This window comes from Pseudomonas putida (assembly GCF_030159595.1).
GTDB lineage: Bacteria > Pseudomonadota > Gammaproteobacteria > Pseudomonadales > Pseudomonadaceae > Aquipseudomonas > Aquipseudomonas putida_AC.
Window position 1 is genome coordinate 360,521 of record NZ_BSKJ01000001.1, and the last position, 17,986, is coordinate 378,506.

The following is a 17,986-nucleotide window of genomic DNA, read 5'->3' on the forward strand; positions in this document are numbered from 1 at the left end:
ATAAAAACACTGCCTCACTGAGCTAAAGGACACTTCATGCAAGACCAGAGCACGCCCGAGCGGTTACAGCGCGGGCTGAAGAACCGCCATATCCAGCTGATCGCGCTGGGTGGGGCCATCGGCACCGGGTTGTTCCTGGGCATTGCCCAGACCATCCAGCTGGCCGGTCCCTCCGTCCTGCTTGGGTATGCCATCGCCGGCCTGATGGCTTTCCTGATCATGCGCCAGTTGGGCGAAATGGTGGTGGAAGAGCCGGTTGCTGGCAGTTTCAGTCACTTCGCACACCAGTACTGGAGTGAATTCGCCGGCTTTGTGTCGGGCTGGAACTACTGGGTGGTGTATGTGCTGGTCGGCATGGCCGAGCTGACGGCGGTAGGCATCTATGTGCAGTACTGGTGGCCGGATTTCCCGACCTGGGCAACGGCGGCGATCTTTTTCGTGGTGATCAACCTGATCAACCTGACTCAGGTGAAGGTCTATGGCGAAATGGAATTCTGGTTCGCCCTGATCAAGGTAGTGGCCATCGTCAGCATGATCGGCTTCGGCGCCTGGTTGCTGAGCAGCGGCCATGGCGGCCCGGATGCCAGCGTGGCCAACCTGTGGCAGTACGGCGGCTTCTTCCCTAACGGTGTCAGTGGTCTGGTGATGGCGCTGGCGGTGATCATGTTCTCGTTCGGTGGCCTGGAGCTGGTGGGTATCACCGCTGCCGAGGCAGACAATCCGCGCCAGAGCATTCCCAAGGCCACCAACCAGGTGGTGTACCGTATCCTGATCTTTTACATCGGTGCGCTGGCGGTGCTGCTGTCGCTGTACCCGTGGCAGAAGGTGGTGCAGGGCGGCAGCCCGTTCGTGATGATTTTCCACGAGCTGGACAGCGACCTGGTGGCGACCATTCTCAATATCGTGGTGCTGACGGCCGCGCTGTCGGTCTACAACAGCTGTGTATACGCCAACAGCCGCATGCTGTTCGGCCTGGCCAGCCAGGGTGACGCGCCGCGCCAGTTGCTGAAAGTCAGCCGCAGCGGCGTGCCACTGACTGCGCTGGGCGTGTCGGCCTTCGCTACCGGGCTGTGCGTGGTGATCAACTACCTGATGCCGGGTGAAGCCTTTGGCTTGCTGATGGCCCTGGCGGTGTCGGCGCTGGTGATCAACTGGGCGAGCATCAGCATTACCCACCTGAAGTTCCGCAAGGCCAAGCTGGCGGCCGGGATTACCCCGTTCTACAAGAGCTTGGGGCACCCGCTGACCAACTACCTGTGCCTGGCGTTCATCGTGCTGATCCTGGTGGTGATGTACCTGACCCCGCCGATTCGCATCTCGGTGATGCTGATCCCGGCATGGATTGCCGTGCTGTGGGTGGCCTTCAAGCTGAAGAAGGCGCGCCAGGCTAAGTAAGTTACACAGTACGGGCCCTATCGCCGGCAAGCCAGCGATAGGGCCAGTAGCCTTCAGCTTGGGTAACTGTCGATCACTTCCTGTGCCGCACGGAAAGCATCAATCGCCGCCGGCACCCCCGCATACACCGCGCAATGCAGCAGCGCCTCGCGAATCTCCTCCACCGTACAGCCATTATTCAACGCCCCACGCACATGCCCCTTGAGCTCTTGCGGGCACTTGAGTGCCGTCAGCGTGGCCAGGGTAATCAGGCTGCGGGTCTTCAGTGGCAGCCCCTCACGGGCCCACACGCTGCCCCAGGCATGTTCATTGACAAAGTCCTGCAACGGCTGGGTAAAGTCGGTGGCATTGCCCAGTGCCCGGTCGACGAATGCATCGCCCATTACCTGGCGGCGAATCTGCTCGCCGGTCTTGTTGCTATCAGCCATGTTGTTTTCCTTAGTGTTGGCGACGCCAGGCGCGCACGGTGGTGTACAGCAACACCACGGCAAGCACAGGCAGTACATAGAACAGCATCAACCGCTCCAGGCGCCCGGCCAGCGGCATACCCATGGTGAACGCCGCCACATGCAGCCCGTAGGCCAGGTACAGGCAGAGGAACACCAGGCCCTCGGCGCGGGTAATCCGGTAACCGGAATAGAACACCGGCAGGCTTAGTGCGGCAACCCCGAGCATCACCGGCAGGTCGAACGCCAGGGCGTTGGGCGAGATCGACAGCGGCTCAGGGGTGATCAACGCAGTCAGACCCAGCACGGCCAGCAGGTTGAACAGGTTGCTGCCGATCACGGTGCCCACGGCAATTTCCCGTTCACCGCGCAGGGCAGCGATCAATGCGGCGGCGAGCTCTGGCAGGGAGGTGCAGATGGCGACGACGGTCAGGCCGACGATGCGCTCGGACAGGCCTAGGTCGGTGGCAACCTCCACGGCGGCCTCCAGCAGAAGGTGGCCCGCCAGGCTCAGCAGGCCAAGACCGGCCAGCACCTGCAGCAGCGTGCCTGACCAGAAGCGCCTGGCGCTGGATTTGGCGGTGTCTGGCGCGGGGTAGGTGCGTGCGTAGTGGCGTGACTGGTGCCAAAGCATTGCCAGGTAGCCGACCAGGCCAAGCAGCAGCAGCCCACCTTCCACCCGACCCAGGTAACCGTTGGCGGACAGGGCATAGACCAGGCCGCTGGCGACGATCATCAGCGGAATGTCCAGGCGCACCAGCTGGCGCGACACGCGCAGAGGGATGATCAGTGCGGCCAGGCCGAGAATGACCAGTACGTTGAAGATGTTGCTGCCGATCACGCTGCCGACCGCCACATCCGGCGCGCCCTGGTAGGCGGCCTGCAGGCTTACGGTCAGTTGTGGTGCGGTACTGCCGAAGGCCACCAGGCTCAAGCCGATGATCAACGGGCGAACATGAAGGCGCTGGGCCAGGCGCAGCGCGGCGCGCACCAGCAGCTCGGCGCCGGCGACCAGCAACAGCAGGGCGATGCCCAGTTGCAGGAGGCTGAAGGTGGGAAGGGTGGCCAGGTCGAAAATGGTCGGACTCCTGTCGCGTCAGTCGCTAAGCCCTTGTACTCGCACGCGTGCTGTTCCGCTACGCAGCATACCGATTTTTTCCGCTGCGGCGCGAGACAGGTCGATAAGCCGGCCACGCGTATGTGGGCCGCGGTCGTTGATGCGCACCACCACACTGCGCTGGTTGCTCATGTTGGTGACCCGTACGCGCGTGCCGAAAGGCAGGCTGCGGTGGGCGGCGGTAAGGCCGTGCTGGTTGAACGGTTCGCCGCTGGCGGTGCGTTTACCGTGGTGGCGCGAGCCGTAATAGGACGCGGTGCCCGTCTGGTCGTAACCGCGCGGGTCGATGTCGTGGCTGGCGCAGCCGGCCAGCAGGGAAAAGAGGGCAAGAGTGCCGAGGGATCGTTTTAGCAATTCAAATGCTCCGGTGTGGCCATTCGCGGGCAAGCCCGCTCCCACAGGTATGTCACCGCCCGTGACGGCGGCGATGTAACTGTGGGAGCGGGCTTGCCCGCGAACGAGGGCGAAGCCCTCGCAGGACTACAGGGGTAAAACAATCACCCTTCGAGCTTGGCCTTGAGCAATTGGTTCACTTGCCCAGGGTTAGCCTTGCCCTTCGACGCCTTCATCGCCTGGCCGACGAAGAAGCCGAACATCTTGCCACGCTTGGCCTCGTCGGCGGCGCGGTACTGTTCGACCTGCTCGGCGTTGGCCGCCAGCATTTCGTCGAGCATCTTGTCGATTGCGCCGGTGTCGGTGACCTGCTTCAGGCCTTTGCTGTCGATGATGCTGTCGGCATCACCTTCACCGGCAGCCATGGCTTCGAACACGGTCTTGGCGATCTTGCCGCTGATGGTGTTGTCGCGAATGCGCAGCAGCATGCCACCCAGTTGCGCGGCGCTCACCGGCGCCTGGTCGATTTCGACCCCCAGCTTGTTCAGCAGGCTGCCCAGCTCGACCATGACCCAGTTGGCGGCCAGCTTGGCATCGCCGCCAATCTTCACCACTTCTTCGAAATAGTCCGCCTGTTCGCGGCTGGAAGCCAACACGTTGGCGTCGTAGGCCGACAGGCCGTACTGGCTCTGGAAGCGCTCGACCTTCTGTGGTGGCAGCTCCGGCAAGCCGGCGCGGATGGTTTCGAGGAAGCTGTCCTCGATCACCACCGGCAGCAGGTCCGGGTCGGGGAAGTAACGGTAGTCGTTGGCTTCCTCCTTGCTGCGCATGGAGCGGGTTTCGTCCTTGTTCGGGTCGTACAGGCGGGTTTCCTGCACCACTTTGCCGCCGTCTTCGATCAGGTCGATCTGGCGCTGGATTTCGCTGTTGATCGCGCGCTCGATGAAGCGGAACGAGTTGACGTTCTTGATCTCGCAGCGGGTGCCGAACTCGGCCTGGCCTTTCGGGCGGATCGACACGTTGCAGTCGCAACGCAGCGAGCCTTCGGCCATGTTGCCGTCGCAGATGCCCAGATAACGCACCAGCGCGTGGATCGCCTTGACGTAGGCCACGGCTTCCTTGGCGCTGCGCATGTCAGGTTCGGAGACGATTTCCAGCAGCGGGGTGCCGGCACGGTTCAGGTCGATGCCGGTGGAGCCGCTGAAGTCTTCGTGCAGGCTCTTGCCGGCGTCTTCTTCCAAGTGCGCGCGGGTGACCCCGATGCGCTTGATGGTGCCGTCTTCCAGGGCGATGTCCAGGTGACCCTTGCCGACGATCGGCAGGTCCATCTGGCTGATCTGGTAACCCTTGGGCAGGTCCGGGTAGAAGTAATTCTTGCGCGCGAACACGTTGCGCTTGCCGATTTCGGCGTCGATGGCCAGGCCGAACATGCACGCCATGCGCACGGCTTCCTGGTTCAGCACCGGCAGTACGCCGGGCATGCCCAGGTCAACCAGGCTGGCTTGGGTGTTCGGCTCGGAACCGAAGGTGGTGGCGCTGCCGGAGAAAATCTTCGACTGGGTGGCGAGCTGAGTGTGGATTTCCAGCCCGATCACAACTTCCCATTGCATGTGTGAATTCCTCAGAAGCCGTTGGGGGCGCGGGTGTGCCAGTCGGTCACTTGCTGGTAGCGGTGCGCGACATTGAGCAGGCGGCCTTCCTGGAAGTACGGTGCCAGCAGCTGCACGCCGACCGGCAGGCCGTCGACGAAGCCGGCTGGCATCGACAGGCCCGGCAGGCCCGCCAGGTTGGCGGTGATGGTGTAGACGTCTTCCAGGTAGGCGGCGACCGGGTCGCTGCTCTTGGCGCCAAGCTTCCAGGCCGGGTTTGGCGTGGTTGGGCCGAGGATCAGGTCGACGTCGTTGAAGGCGGCCATGAAGTCGTTCTTGATCAGGCGGCGGATCTGCTGCGCCTTCACATAGTAGGCGTCGTAGTAGCCAGCCGACAGGGCGTAGGTGCCAACCATGATGCGGCGCTGCACTTCAACGCCGAAGCCTTCACCACGAGAGCGCTTGTACAGGTCGGTGAGGTCCTTCGGTTCTTCGCAGCGGTAGCCGAAGCGTACGCCGTCGAAACGCGACAGGTTGGAAGAGGCTTCAGCCGGAGCGATCACATAGTAGGCCGGGATGGCGTGCTGCATGTTCGGCAGACTGATTTCCTTGACTACCGCGCCGAGCTTTTCCAGCTCTTTGACGCTGGCCTGGACCAGGTCGGCGATCCGTGGGTCAAGGCCTGCACCGAAGTACTCTTTCGGCAGACCGATGCGCAGGCCCTGCAGCGAGGCGTTGAGGTTGGCGCTGTAGTCCGGCACCGGCTCTTCGATGCTGGTGGAGTCCTTGGCGTCGAAACCGGCCATGCCTTGCAGCAGCAGGGCGCAGTCCTCGGCAGTGCGGGCCAGCGGCCCGCCTTGGTCGAGGCTGGAGGCATAGGCGATCATGCCCCAGCGCGAGACACGACCGTACGTCGGCTTGAGGCCGGTGAGGTTGGTCAGTGCCGCCGGCTGTCGGATCGAGCCGCCGGTGTCGGTGCCGGTGGTGGCCGGCAGCAGGCGTGCGGCCACGGCAGCAGCCGACCCCCCCGACGAACCGCCTGGGACGTGTTCGAGGTTCCATGGGTTTTTCACCGCGCCGTAGTGGCTGGATTCGTTGGCCGAACCCATGGCGAACTCGTCCATGTTGGTTTTGCCCAGGGTGACCATGCCGGCTTCGGCCAGCTTGGCGACCACGGTGGCGTCATACGGCGCCTTGAAGTTGTCGAGCATCTTCGAGCCGCAGCTGGTGCGTACGCCGTTGGTGCAGAACAGGTCCTTGTGGGCAATCGGGGCACCCAGCAGCGCACCGTTTTCGCCAGCGGCGCGACGGGCGTCGGCGGCACGCGCCTGGCCCAGGGCCAGGTCTTCGGTGATGCTGATGAAGCTGTTGATCTGCGGGTCGAGCTGCTTGATGCGCGCCAGCAGGGCGCCAGTCAGCTCTTCGGAAGAAAACGATTTGTCGGCGAGTCCGCGGGCGATCTCGGCCAGGGTCAATTGATGCATGGCAGGCTCTATCCCTTACTCGATGACTTTGGGAACCAGGTACAGACCGCTTTCGGTCGACGGCGCGATAGCCTGGTAGGTATCGCGCTGGTTGCTTTCGGTGACCTGATCGGGACGCAGGCGCTGGCTGGCCTCCAGGGGGTGGGCCAGGGGCTCGATACCAGTGGTATCGACCGCTTGCATCTGGTCGACCAGCCCGAGAATGCTGTTCAGGGCGTCGGTAATGCGTGGCAGTTCGCCATCATTCAGGCCCAGACGGGCCAGATGAGCGATCTTTTCCACGTCGCAGCGTTCAAGCGCCATGGGGATCTCCAAGGGAAACAAAGAACGGAATTTGGGTCCGCAGTGAGGAACATGTCAGCTTTCTGGCGGTCTAACGGCCGCGAATTTCTGCTGGCGTGCTCGGAAAAACAGCCAATTTAACATATTGGCTCCTTGCCCAAAATCCCTGCCATTGTTAGAGTTTGCCGCACTTTTTTACCCACGCTTTCCCCAGGGTCACTTTCCCATGTTCAAGAAACTGCGTGGCATGTTTTCCAGCGATCTTTCCATCGACCTGGGTACTGCCAACACCCTTATTTACGTGCGTGAGCGCGGTATCGTCCTGAATGAGCCCTCGGTTGTTGCCATCCGTACCCATGGCAATCAGAAAAGCGTCGTCGCCGTCGGTACCGAAGCCAAACGCATGCTGGGCCGTACGCCTGGCAACATTGCTGCCATTCGTCCGATGAAGGACGGCGTCATCGCCGACTTCAGCGTGTGCGAAAAAATGTTGCAATATTTTATCAACAAGGTTCACGAGAACAGCTTCCTGCAGCCAAGCCCGCGTGTGCTGATCTGCGTGCCGTGCAAGTCGACCCAGGTAGAGCGCCGCGCCATTCGCGAGTCGGCCCTGGGTGCCGGTGCGCGTGAAGTGTTCCTGATCGAAGAGCCAATGGCTGCTGCCATCGGTGCCGGCCTGCCGGTTGAAGAGGCCCGTGGTTCGATGGTCGTCGATATCGGTGGTGGTACCACTGAAATCGCCCTCATCTCCCTGAACGGCGTCGTTTATGCCGAATCCGTCCGCGTTGGCGGCGACCGCTTCGACGAAGCCATCGTCACCTATGTGCGCCGCAACTACGGCAGCCTGATCGGTGAGTCCACCGCCGAGCGCATCAAGCAGGAAATCGGTACCGCCTACCCGGGCGGCGAAGTGCGCGAAGTCGACGTGCGTGGCCGCAACCTGGCCGAGGGTGTACCGCGTGCCTTCACCCTGAATTCCAACGAAGTGCTCGAAGCGCTGCAGGAATCGCTGGCAACCATCGTCCAGGCCGTGAAGAGCGCCCTGGAACAGTCGCCACCCGAGCTGGCTTCGGACATCGCCGAGCGTGGCCTGGTGCTGACCGGTGGTGGTGCGCTGCTGCGTGACCTCGACAAGCTGCTGGCCCAGGAAACCGGCCTGCCGGTGATCGTCGCCGAGGACCCGCTGACCTGTGTCGCCCGTGGCGGCGGTCGCGCCCTGGAGATGATGGACAAGCACGCGATGGATCTGCTCTCCAGCGAGTGATCCCACTCCCTGTTCACGAGCGCCCGGTTTACAGGTGGTACGCACAGTGCTACCTGTATGTGCTGGGCTGGCGCCCGTTCAGGGCGCCGTATCCGTCAACCCGCAACCAGGCTGGTGCGTTGTTCCATGTCCAATGACCTCCTGAGTCGTCCACGAGGAACGGCCCATTAAACCGCTTTTCTCCAAGGGCCCTTCGCTGGGCGTTCGCCTGCTCGTTCTGGTGGTGATGTCGGTCGCGTTGATGGTTGTCGACGCGCGCTTTGACGTGCTCAAACCTGTGCGCAGCCAGATGGGCGTGGTACTGATGGAATCGTACTGGATCACCGACCTGCCACAGCGTGCGTGGCAAGGCGTGGCCGGCCAGTTCGGCAGCCGCAACGAACTGATCGCCGAAAACGAAAAGCTCAAGACCGAGGCCCTGCTGTTGCAGGGGCGCCTGCAGAAGCTGGCGGCCCTGACCGAGCAGAACGTGCGCCTGCGCGAGCTGCTCAACTCTTCGGCGCTGGTCAACGAAAAGGTTGAAGTGGCCGAGCTGATCGGTGTCGACCCCAACCCGTTCACCCACCGCATCCTGATCAACAAGGGTGAGCGTGACGGTGTGTTCCTGGGCCAGCCGGTACTTGATGCGCGTGGCCTGATGGGCCAGGTGGTCGAGCTGATGCCCTACACCTCACGGGTGCTGCTGCTGACCGACACCACCCACAGCATTCCGGTGCAGGTCAACCGCAATGGCCTGCGTGCCATTGCCAGCGGCACCGGCAACCCGGAGCGCCTGGAGCTGCGCCATGTGGCCGATACCGCCGACATCAAGGAAGGCGACCTGTTGGTCAGCTCGGGCATGGGCCAGCGCTTCCCGGCCGGCTACCCGGTGGCCACGGTCAACGAGGTGATCCACGACTCCGGCCAGCCATTCGCCATCGTGCGCGCCATCCCCACCGCCGCGCTCAACCGCAGCCGCTACATGCTGCTGGTGTTCAGCGACCGGCGTAGCCCGGAACAGCGCGCCACCGACGCCGCCATTGCCCAGGAAGAGGCTGACCGCAAGGGTACTTCGGCCCCAGGCCAGCCGGTAAGCGCGGGCGAGCAGGGCACGCCAGCCAGCAATGCGCCGGTCGTACCGGCCACAACGCCAGCGCCGGCCGCACAGCCTGCAGCCCCGGCGGCTGCCCCTGTCACGCCGGCGGCTGCGCCTGCCGCACCCGCTCATACCCGGAGACAATGATGGCTGCTTCACGCCGCAACAACGGCTGGGTCATCTGGCTGACTTTCGCCATCGGCCTGCTGCTCAGCGTCTCGCCCATGCCGCAGTTCATGGAAGTATTCCGGCCCATGTGGCTGGCCTTGCTGGTGTCGTTCTGGACCCTGGCGGTGCCGAACAAGGTCGGTATGACCACGGCATTCGTGTTGGGCCTTGCCGAAGACGTGCTGTACGGCACCCTGCTTGGGCAAAATGCGCTGGTCCTTACCCTCATCACCTTCCTGGTGCTGTCCCTGCAGCAGCGCCTGCGTATGTTCCCCATGTGGCAGCAAAGCCTGGTCATTCTGGTGATTTTCGGCATCGCCCAGCTGATCCAGTTGTGGCTCAGCGCACTGACCGGCAATCGCCTGCCCACCCTGGCGCTGGTCTGGTCGGCGGTGATCAGTGCCTTGCTCTGGCCGTGGATCAGCTTTGCCCTGCGCGATCTGCGCCGACGCTTGCATATCAACTGACGCCGATGCGCCACTGACAGGGAGATGTCTGAATGAACCCGCTATACCTGGCCTCCGGCTCGCCCCGTCGTCGTGAACTGCTGACCCAGATCGGCGTGCCGTTCAGCGTCGTCAGCGCCCCCATCGATGAAACGCCACTGGCCAACGAAAGCGCCCCGACCTACGTCGAACGCCTGGCCCGGGCCAAGGCCGCCGCTGGCCTGGCCAGTGTCGATGGCCCGGCTGTAGTGCTTGGTGCAGACACCGCGGTGGTGCTCGATGGTCGTATTCTCGGCAAGCCGGAAAACCGCGAAGATGCCCTGGCCATGCTGGCTGACCTGTCAGGGCGCGAGCATCAGGTGCTGACTGCTGTCGCCCTCGATGATGGTCAGCGCGTGCACAGTTTTTGCGTTACCAGCAAGGTGCGTTTTCGCACCATCAGCGCCGATGAAGCGCAGCGCTACTGGGCGAGCGGCGAGCCAGCGGACAAGGCGGGTGGCTACGCCATCCAAGGTCTGGGCGCGGTGTTCGTCACCGGCCTTTCCGGCAGTTACTCGGCAGTGGTCGGCCTACCTCTCAGCGAAACGGCCGATTTGCTTGGCCAGTTCGGCATTGCCTGCTGGCAACTACCTGCGCATACGCCAGAGGTAACAAACCTGCGGTAGCCAGCAGTGCATACGCCATCCATCATTACAAAAGACCTTTGACGAGAGCCTGCCATGAGTGAAGAGATCCTGATCAACATCACCCCGATGGAGTCACGCGTGGCGGTGGTGGAAAACGGGGTGTTGCAGGAGGTGCACGTCGAGCGCACCCAACGCCGGGGCATCGTCGGCAATATCTACAAGGGCAAGGTCGTGCGCGTGCTGCCGGGCATGCAGGCGGCCTTCGTCGACATCGGCCTGGAGCGCGCGGCGTTCATCCATGCCTCGGAAATTTCCCAGCGTGAAGGCTCGGCGGTAGAGAACATCACTGCGCTCGTTCACGAAGGCCAGGCCTTGGTGGTGCAGGTGACCAAGGACCCGATCGGCACCAAGGGCGCACGCCTGACCACCCAGCTGTCGATCCCGTCGCGCTACCTGGTGTACATGCCGCGCAGCAGCCATGTCGGCATCTCGCTGAAGATCGAAGACGAAGCCGAGCGTGATCGCCTCAAACAGGTGGTCAGTGACTGCATGGAAAGCGAGAACATCAAGGATGCCGGTGGCTTCATCCTGCGCACCGCGGCAGAAGGTGCGCGCGCTGAAGAGATCCTGCAGGACATCCGCTACCTGCGCCGCCTGTGGGAGCAGATCGGTTCCCAGATCAAGACGTGCGGCGCGCCGACGGTGATCTACGAAGACCTGGGCCTGGCCCTGCGCACGCTGCGCGATCTGGTGAACCCGAAGATCGAGAAGATCCGCATCGACTCGCGGGAAACCTTCCAGAAAACCACGCAGTTCGTCGGCGAACTGATGCCGGAGATTGCCGACCGCCTTGAGCACTACCCGGGTGAACGGCCGATCTTTGACCTGTACGGTGTCGAAGACGAGATCCAGCGTGCCCTGGAGCGCAAGGTGCCGCTCAAGTCGGGTGGCTACCTGGTGGTAGACCCGGCCGAAGCGATGACCACCATCGATGTGAACACCGGTGCTTTCGTCGGCCATCGCAACCTGGAAGAGACCATCTTCAAGACCAACCTGGAAGCCGCTACCGCCATCGCCCGGCAACTGCGCCTGCGCAATATCGGCGGCATCATCATCATCGACTTCATCGACATGGAAGATGAAGAGCATCAGCGCCAGGTGCTGCGTACCCTGGAAAAGCAGCTAGAGCGCGATCACGCCAAGACCAACATCATCGGTATCACCGAGCTGGGCCTGGTGCAGATGACCCGCAAGCGCACGCGTGAAAGCCTGGAGCAGGTGCTGTGCGAGCCGTGCCTGGCCTGCCAGGGGCGCGGCAAGCTGAAAACCCCCGAGACCATTTGTTACGAGATCTTCCGCGAGATCCTGCGTGAGGCCCGTGCCTATCAGGCCGAGGGCTACCGTGTGCTGGCCAACCAGAAGGTGGTCGATCGCCTGCTGGATGAAGAGTCCGGCAACGTGGCGGAGCTGGAGGCCTTCATCGGTCGAACCATTCGCTTCCAGGTCGAGTCGATGTATTCGCAGGAACAATACGACGTGGTGCTGCTCTGAGGTCTTCTAGAACGCAGCGCTGGATGGTCGGGCTGGCAAAACCGCCACTACCGGCCATCATGGATAAACGACTTGGAGGGCCATGGCCATGGGACGTCTGACCCGCGTTCTTGTCGCCTTGACCCGCTGGGGGCTGGGCTTGTGCGCCCTGTTGGCGGTATTGGTGGCGCTGTATGTCAGCCTCGGCCGCGAACTGGTGCCGCTGGTGGCCGAGTACCGGGCCGATGTGGAAAGCAAGGCCGAGCAGGCGCTGGGCCTGCCGGTACATGTGGGTGCCCTTGAAGGCCGCTGGAGCGGCCTGGCACCGGTGTTGCGGGTGCGCGACCTGCAACTGGGTGAAGGTGCTACGGCGCTGCGCCTGGATGACGTGAAAGTGGTGCCCGATGTCTGGGCCAGCCTTACCGCCCGCGAAGTGCGCCTGGCGCGCATTCAGCTGGGCGGCCTGCAACTGATACTGCGCGAGAACGCGCAGGGCGCCTGGAGCCTCGAAGGCCTGCCAAAGAAAGACGACACGCCACTCGACCCCGCGGACCTGCTGCAGCGACTGCGTCAACTGGGCCGCGTCGATGTGTTCGACAGCCAGGTCACCTTGCACCCATGGCAGCGTGACCCGCTTACGCTGACCTATGTTAGCGCTGGCTTGCAGGCTGGCGCTTCACGTCAGTCCCTGGACCTGCGTGCAACCCTGCCTGACGGTCAGCCCCTGTCGCTGAACCTGCGCAGCCGTGCGTCGGCCAAGGCCTGGCGCGATGGCCAGCTCGAGGCTTACCTGAGCCTGCCGCAAAGTGACTGGGCGCGCTGGTTGCCACCGCACCTGTTGGGCCAGTGGCAAGCCGATGCATTGCGAGCGGGCGGAGAGTTCTGGGTCGACTGGCGCGAGGGGCAGCTGCAGCAAGCTGTGGTGCGGCTCAATGCACCCGAACTGCAGGGCGCCTATGCCGGCCGCAAGGCAGCGACCCTGAACAACCTGGCCCTGGGCGCCTGGTTCCAGCGCCGGGATCAAGGCTTCGATGTGGTGGTCGACTCCCTGGCCATGGACATCGGCAAGACCCGTTGGGAGTCGCACCTGCAGTTGCAGCAGCGCCCGGGCGAGAGCGCAGCCGATGACCGTTGGCAGGTGCAGGCCGATCGGCTCGACCTTACGCCTTTGACCCCGCTGATCGATGCCTTGGCGCCGTTGCCTGACAACGTCATGGCCGTGGTCGATGGCCTGAAGGTGACCGGCGCGCTGCGCAATGTGCGGCTGGAGGCCCGGCCCAAGGCCGAGGGCGACAAGCGTCTGCAGTTCGAAGCCAACCTGGAAAAGGTCGGTTTCGATGCCTATCACAGTGCTCCGGCTGCCGGTAACGTCAGCGGCAGCATCAGTGGTGACCTGGGCCACGGCGAGCTGCGCCTGGATACCGAAGCGTTCATGCTGCATTTGTATCCGATCTTCGCCAAACCCTGGCACTACCAGAAGGCCAATGCACGCCTGACCTGGACCTTGGACAACGACGGTTTCACCCTGATTGCGCCGTATCTCAAGGTGCTGGGCGAGGAGGGCAAGATTGCCGGCGACTTCCTGATTCGTCTGTTGTTCGAAGAGGGCCGCGAGGACTACATGGACCTGCGCGTCGGCCTGACCGAAGGCGATGGCCGCTATACCGCCAAATACCTGCCCGAGGTGCTCAGCCCGGCCCTCGACGAATGGTTGCGCAGCGCTATCGTCAAAGGCGCGGTGGACGAAGGCTACTTCCAGTATCAGGGTTCGCTGAACCATGGCGCCGCGCCGGAAGCCCGTAGTATCAGCCTGTTCTTCAAGGTGCGTGATGCCGCCCTGGACTTCCAGCCCGGTTGGCCGCAAGTGCAGCATGTGGACGGCGATGTGTTCATCGAAGACAGCGGTGTGCGCATCAAGGCTCAGCGTGGCGTGCTGCTCGACACCAAGGTCAGTGATGTGAAGGTTGATATCCCGCATGTCGACGGTGACCAGCATAGTCACCTGTACCTGGACGGAGACTTCGACGGCAGCCTGGGCGATGGCCTGAAGATTCTCAAGGAGGCGCCAATCGGCACGGGTGAAATTTTCGCCGGCTGGGAGGGTGAGGGGCCGCTGAAGGGCAAGGTCAAACTCGATATCCCGCTAGCTCATGGGCAGCGGCCGAAAGTGCAGGTGGACTTCGTCACCAGCGACGCGCGGTTGAAAGTCGCCCCTCCGAGCCTGGAGTTGAACCGCCTGAAGGGGGACTTCAGCTTTGACTTCGACAAGGGCCTGAGTGGCAAGGGCATCAGCTTGCAGGCCTTCGGCAAGCCGGTAACGGCGCAAATCACCGCTGAAGGCCAGGCCGGACAGATGCAGACCCGCATCAATGCCAATGGCCTGGTGCCGCTCAAGGCGCTGACTGACTGGCTGCAGTTCAAGCAGTCCTTGCCGGTGTCCGGCGACCTGCCGTACCAGTTGCAGGTCAGCCTGGGTAGCCAGGAAAACAACCTGAGCGTCACCTCCAACCTCAAGGGCCTGGCGATCGAGCTGCCGGCGCCGTTCGGCAAGGCTGCGGCAGATACCCGCGACAGCCGTTTCAGCATGAACCTGCAGGGGCCGGAGCGTCGCTTCGATGCCGCCTACACCAGCCTTGCCCGCTTTGCTTATGCTGCGCCGGCCGACAAGCTGGCCCAGGGTCGTGGCGAGTTGCTGCTGGGCGCAGGAGACGCTCAACTGCCTGCCGGTCAAGGCCTGCGGGTGCGTGGCCGTCTGGAGGCGCTGGACCTGGCACCTTGGCAGGAACAGGCGGCGCGCCTGGCTGGCGACGATCCAGGTGGCAGTGCGCGGCAGAACCTGCAAAGCGTTGACCTGAGCATTGGCCAGTTGAGCGCCTTCGGTATGGACCTGAACCAGGCTGTGGTCAGGCTGGCCCGAGGCGGCCAGGCCTGGGACCTGCGCCTCGACAGCAAGGAAGTGATTGGCAATGCCCGCGTGCCGGATGCCAAAGGTGCGCCCATGGTGGTGCGAATGCAAACCTTGCGCTTGCCTGCGGCCGACCCTGCCCAGGCACAGGCTGAGGAGGGCCCCGACCCGCTGGCTTCGTTCGACCCGCGCAAGGTCCCGGCGCTGGACCTGAGCATCGACAAGCTGTACCGCGGTGACGACCTGTTCGGCAGTGCCTCGATCAAGTTGCGACCAACCGCTCGTGGTGTTAGCGCCAGTGACATCGACCTCGATTTCAAAGGCCTGCGCATCGACGGTGGCGGTGGCTGGGAAGGCGAAACGGGTAACACCAGCAGTTGGTACAAAGGGCGCCTGGACGGCAAGAACCTGGCCGATGTACTCAAGGCCTGGGGCTTTGCCCCGACCGTGACCAGCCGCGATTTCCGCCTGGATGTGGACGGCCGTTGGCCCGGTTCGCCGGCCGCGGTGGGCCTGAAGCGCTTCTCGGGCAGCATGGACGCGGCGCTGCGTACCGGCCAGTTCGTCGAGGTTGAAGGCAGCGCTCAGGCGTTGCGGGTATTCGGCCTGCTCAACTTCAACTCCATTGGCCGGCGCCTGCGTCTGGACTTCTCCGACCTGTTCGACAAAGGCCTGGCCTATGACCGGGTCAAGGGCCTGCTGGTGGCCAGTGACGGGGTGTATGTGACCCGCGAGCCGATCAGCGTCACCGGCCCGTCGAGCAACTTCGAGCTGGACGGCACCTTGGACATGGTGCGCGACCGGATCGATGCGAACCTGCAGGTGAGCCTGCCGGTGACCAACAACCTGCCGCTGGCGGCACTGATTGTCGGCGCGCCGGCCGTAGGTGGAGCGCTGTTCCTGGTTGATCGGTTGATCGGTGACCGTGTTTCACGCTTTGCCAGCGTGCATTACCGTGTCGAAGGGCCGGTGAAAGAGCCTAGAATCACCTTTGTGAAACCTTTCGAGAAATCCCGCTAGGAGTGCCCATGAAGGCAGCGGTAATCCAGATGGTCAGCCAGGATGATGTGCTGGCCAACCTGCAACGTGCCGGTGCCCTGTTGGAGCAGGCTGCATTGGGCGGTGCACGGCTGGCGGTGCTGCCGGAAAACTTCGCCGCCATGGGCCGCAAGGACGCTGCTGATATCGGCCGTGCCGAAGCGTTGGGCGACGGGCCGATCCTGCCATGGTTGAAACGCACCGCCCGCGACCTCAAGTTATGGATTGTTGCCGGTACCTTGCCCTTGCCGCCGGTCGGCCAGCCCGAGGCCAAGGCCCATGCCTGCTCGCTGCTGATCGATGAGCACGGCGAGGTGGTGGCACGTTATGACAAGCTGCATCTGTTTGACGTGGATGTTACCGACAATCGCGGCCGTTACCGTGAGTCTGATGACTATGCGCATGGCGCTCGAGTGGTGGTGGCTGATACACCTGTCGGGCGGCTGGGGTTGAGCGTGTGCTACGACTTGCGTTTCCCCGAGCTGTACAGCGCACTGCGTGCTGCTGGCGCGGAACTGATCACTGCGCCGGCTGCCTTTACAGCAGTGACAGGCGCGGCCCATTGGGAGGTACTGGTGCGCGCCCGCGCCATCGAAACCCAGTGTTACCTGCTGGCGGCGGCGCAGGGCGGTACCCACCCAGGCCCACGCGAAACCCATGGCCATGCGGCGATCGTCGACCCCTGGGGGCGCATCGTCGCAGAACAGGCGCAAGGCGAAGCGGTACTGCTTGCCGAGCGCGACATTGAAGAACAAGCGTCCATCCGGGCGCGCATGCCGGTGGTATCGCACCGGCGCTTTTTCTCGCAGGGCGCGTTGCGGCCTGCGCACACCTCGGAGTGACTATGAGCCAGATGTTATCCACCGTCAGTGAGCAGCTCCTGGCCCCAGGCGGCTTGACCCTGGACAGCCTGCAGAGCGTGCTGGGTGAGTTGGCCGGCCCCGGCATCGACGCCGCCGACCTGTATTTCCAGGGGCAGATCTCAGAAACCTGGGCGCTGGAAGACGGCATTGTCAAAGAGGGCAGCTTCAACCTTGACCAAGGCGTGGGCGTGCGTGCCCAGTCGGGTGAAAAGACCGGCTTCGCCTACAGCAATGCAATCAACCTCGAGGCGCTGACCTCGGCGGCGCGCGCTGCCCGCTCTATCTCCCGTGCCGGTCAGAACGGTACGGTGCAGGCCTTCCGCAGCCAGGAAGTAACGGCCCTGTATGCCGCAGACAACCCGCTGGATGTACTTAGCCGTGCTGAGAAGGTCGAGTTGCTCAAGCGTGTCGATGCCGCCACCCGTGCCCTGGACCCACGCATTCAGCAAGTCAGTGTGAGTATGGCCGGGGTCTGGGAGCGCATCCTGATCGCGGCGGCAGATGGCAGCCTGGCCGCCGACGTGCGCCCGCTGGTGCGCTTCAACGTCAGTGTGATCGTCGAGCAGAACGGCCGCCGCGAGCGCGGCGGGCAGGGCGGTGGCGGGCGTACCGACTACCGCTTCTTCACTGAAGAGCGGGTGATGGGCTATGCCCGTGAGGCGCTGCGTCAGGCACTGGTGAATCTGGAAGCGATTCCGGCGCCGGCCGGTACCTTGCCGGTGGTATTGGGTTCGGGCTGGTCGGGCGTGCTTTTGCATGAAGCTGTCGGCCATGGCCTGGAAGGCGACTTCAACCGCAAGGGCAGTTCGGCGTTCAGTGGCCGTATTGGCGAGAAAGTGGCATCGAGCCTGTGCACCATCGTTGACGATGGCACGCTCGAAGGCCGCCGTGGCTCGCTGAGCGTGGATGACGAAGGCACCCCGACCGAATGCACCACACTGATCGAGAACGGGGTGCTCAAGGGCTACATGCAGGACAAGCTGAACGCGCGCCTGATGGGCATGGCGGTGACCGGTAACGGCCGCCGTGAATCCTACGCGCACCTGCCAATGCCGCGCATGACCAACACCTACATGCGAGCCGGCGAAAGCGACCCACAGGAAATCATCGCGTCGGTGAAGAAGGGTATCTACTGCGCCAACCTCGGCGGTGGCCAGGTGGACATCACCAGCGGCAAGTTTGTGTTCTCGACCAGTGAGGCCTACCTGATCGAAGACGGCAAGATTACTGCACCGGTGAAAGGGGCGACCCTGATTGGTAACGGTCCGGAGGCAATGAGCCGGGTGTCGATGGTCGGTAACGACCTGGCGCTGGACAGCGGGGTCGGCACATGCGGCAAAGACGGGCAGTCGGTGCCGGTGGGGGTAGGGCAGCCTACCTTGAAGCTGGATGCGATTACCGTGGGCGGTACCGGGGCGTGATGGC

Annotated in this window: 15 protein-coding genes; 9 read left to right on the forward strand and 6 right to left on the reverse strand. The window is 63.4% G+C overall.

Annotated elements, in window-relative coordinates:
- The first annotated feature begins 36 nt into the window (after window positions 1-36).
- Complete coding sequence (locus tag QQL85_RS01615; protein ID WP_284354901.1) at window positions 37-1,395, forward strand: amino acid permease; 1,359 nt, start codon at window positions 37-39, stop codon at window positions 1,393-1,395.
- A 53-nt stretch (window positions 1,396-1,448) separates the two neighbouring features.
- Here QQL85_RS01615 and QQL85_RS01620 read toward each other — a convergent pair whose 3' ends face one another.
- The 6 genes from QQL85_RS01620 to gatC all read right to left on the reverse strand — a co-directional run bounded on the left by QQL85_RS01620 (window position 1,449) and on the right by gatC (window position 6,667).
- Window positions 1,449-1,823, reverse strand: a complete 375-nt coding sequence (locus QQL85_RS01620) for a carboxymuconolactone decarboxylase family protein (RefSeq protein WP_284354902.1) — start codon at window positions 1,821-1,823, stop codon at window positions 1,449-1,451.
- Between the two features lie 10 nt (window positions 1,824-1,833).
- Window positions 1,834-2,877: a calcium/sodium antiporter gene (locus tag QQL85_RS01625; protein WP_284355084.1), complete on the reverse strand. Its 1,044-nt coding sequence runs from the start codon at window positions 2,875-2,877 to the stop codon at window positions 1,834-1,836.
- 60 nt (window positions 2,878-2,937) lie between these two features.
- Window positions 2,938-3,312, reverse strand: coding sequence for a septal ring lytic transglycosylase RlpA family protein (locus QQL85_RS01630; RefSeq protein WP_284354903.1), 375 nt, complete (start codon window positions 3,310-3,312; stop codon window positions 2,938-2,940).
- A 143-nt stretch (window positions 3,313-3,455) separates the two neighbouring features.
- Complete coding sequence (gatB, locus tag QQL85_RS01635) at window positions 3,456-4,901, reverse strand: Asp-tRNA(Asn)/Glu-tRNA(Gln) amidotransferase subunit GatB (RefSeq protein WP_284354904.1); 1,446 nt, start codon at window positions 4,899-4,901, stop codon at window positions 3,456-3,458.
- Window positions 4,902-4,912: 11 nt separating this feature from the next.
- Complete coding sequence (gene gatA / locus QQL85_RS01640; RefSeq protein ID WP_284354905.1) at window positions 4,913-6,364, reverse strand: Asp-tRNA(Asn)/Glu-tRNA(Gln) amidotransferase subunit GatA; 1,452 nt, start codon at window positions 6,362-6,364, stop codon at window positions 4,913-4,915.
- 15 nt (window positions 6,365-6,379) lie between these two features.
- Complete coding sequence (gene gatC, locus QQL85_RS01645; protein ID WP_056795914.1) at window positions 6,380-6,667, reverse strand: Asp-tRNA(Asn)/Glu-tRNA(Gln) amidotransferase subunit GatC; 288 nt, start codon at window positions 6,665-6,667, stop codon at window positions 6,380-6,382.
- 205 nt (window positions 6,668-6,872) lie between these two features.
- On the opposite strand from gatC, the gene mreB reads away from it, so the two are divergent.
- The 8 genes from mreB to tldD all read left to right on the forward strand — a co-directional run bounded on the left by mreB (window position 6,873) and on the right by tldD (window position 17,982).
- Window positions 6,873-7,910, forward strand: coding sequence for a rod shape-determining protein MreB (mreB, locus tag QQL85_RS01650; RefSeq protein WP_003255163.1), 1,038 nt, complete (start codon window positions 6,873-6,875; stop codon window positions 7,908-7,910).
- A 226-nt stretch (window positions 7,911-8,136) separates the two neighbouring features.
- Window positions 8,137-9,132, forward strand: a complete 996-nt coding sequence (gene mreC, locus QQL85_RS01655; RefSeq protein ID WP_434482142.1) for a rod shape-determining protein MreC — start codon at window positions 8,137-8,139, stop codon at window positions 9,130-9,132.
- Window positions 9,132-9,620: a rod shape-determining protein MreD gene (mreD, locus tag QQL85_RS01660; protein ID WP_003255161.1), complete on the forward strand. Its 489-nt coding sequence runs from the start codon at window positions 9,132-9,134 to the stop codon at window positions 9,618-9,620. The genes mreC and mreD overlap by 1 nt, the downstream gene beginning before the upstream one ends.
- A 32-nt stretch (window positions 9,621-9,652) precedes the next feature.
- Window positions 9,653-10,264 (forward strand): Maf family protein, encoded by a 612-nt coding sequence (locus QQL85_RS01665; RefSeq protein WP_284354906.1) that lies wholly within the window; start codon window positions 9,653-9,655, stop codon window positions 10,262-10,264.
- A 54-nt stretch (window positions 10,265-10,318) separates the two neighbouring features.
- The gene (gene rng, locus QQL85_RS01670; RefSeq protein WP_284354907.1) at window positions 10,319-11,776 is read left to right on the forward strand and encodes a ribonuclease G; all 1,458 of its coding nucleotides are present in this window, start codon (window positions 10,319-10,321) and stop codon (window positions 11,774-11,776) included.
- Between the two features lie 82 nt (window positions 11,777-11,858).
- Window positions 11,859-15,680, forward strand: a complete 3,822-nt coding sequence (locus QQL85_RS01675) for a YhdP family protein (protein WP_284354908.1) — start codon at window positions 11,859-11,861, stop codon at window positions 15,678-15,680.
- Window positions 15,681-15,688: 8 nt separating this feature from the next.
- The gene (locus tag QQL85_RS01680) at window positions 15,689-16,540 is read left to right on the forward strand and encodes a carbon-nitrogen hydrolase family protein (RefSeq protein ID WP_284354909.1); all 852 of its coding nucleotides are present in this window, start codon (window positions 15,689-15,691) and stop codon (window positions 16,538-16,540) included.
- 2 nt (window positions 16,541-16,542) lie between these two features.
- The gene (gene tldD / locus QQL85_RS01685) at window positions 16,543-17,982 is read left to right on the forward strand and encodes a metalloprotease TldD (RefSeq protein WP_012270646.1); all 1,440 of its coding nucleotides are present in this window, start codon (window positions 16,543-16,545) and stop codon (window positions 17,980-17,982) included.
- Window positions 17,983-17,986: the final 4 nt, after the last annotated feature.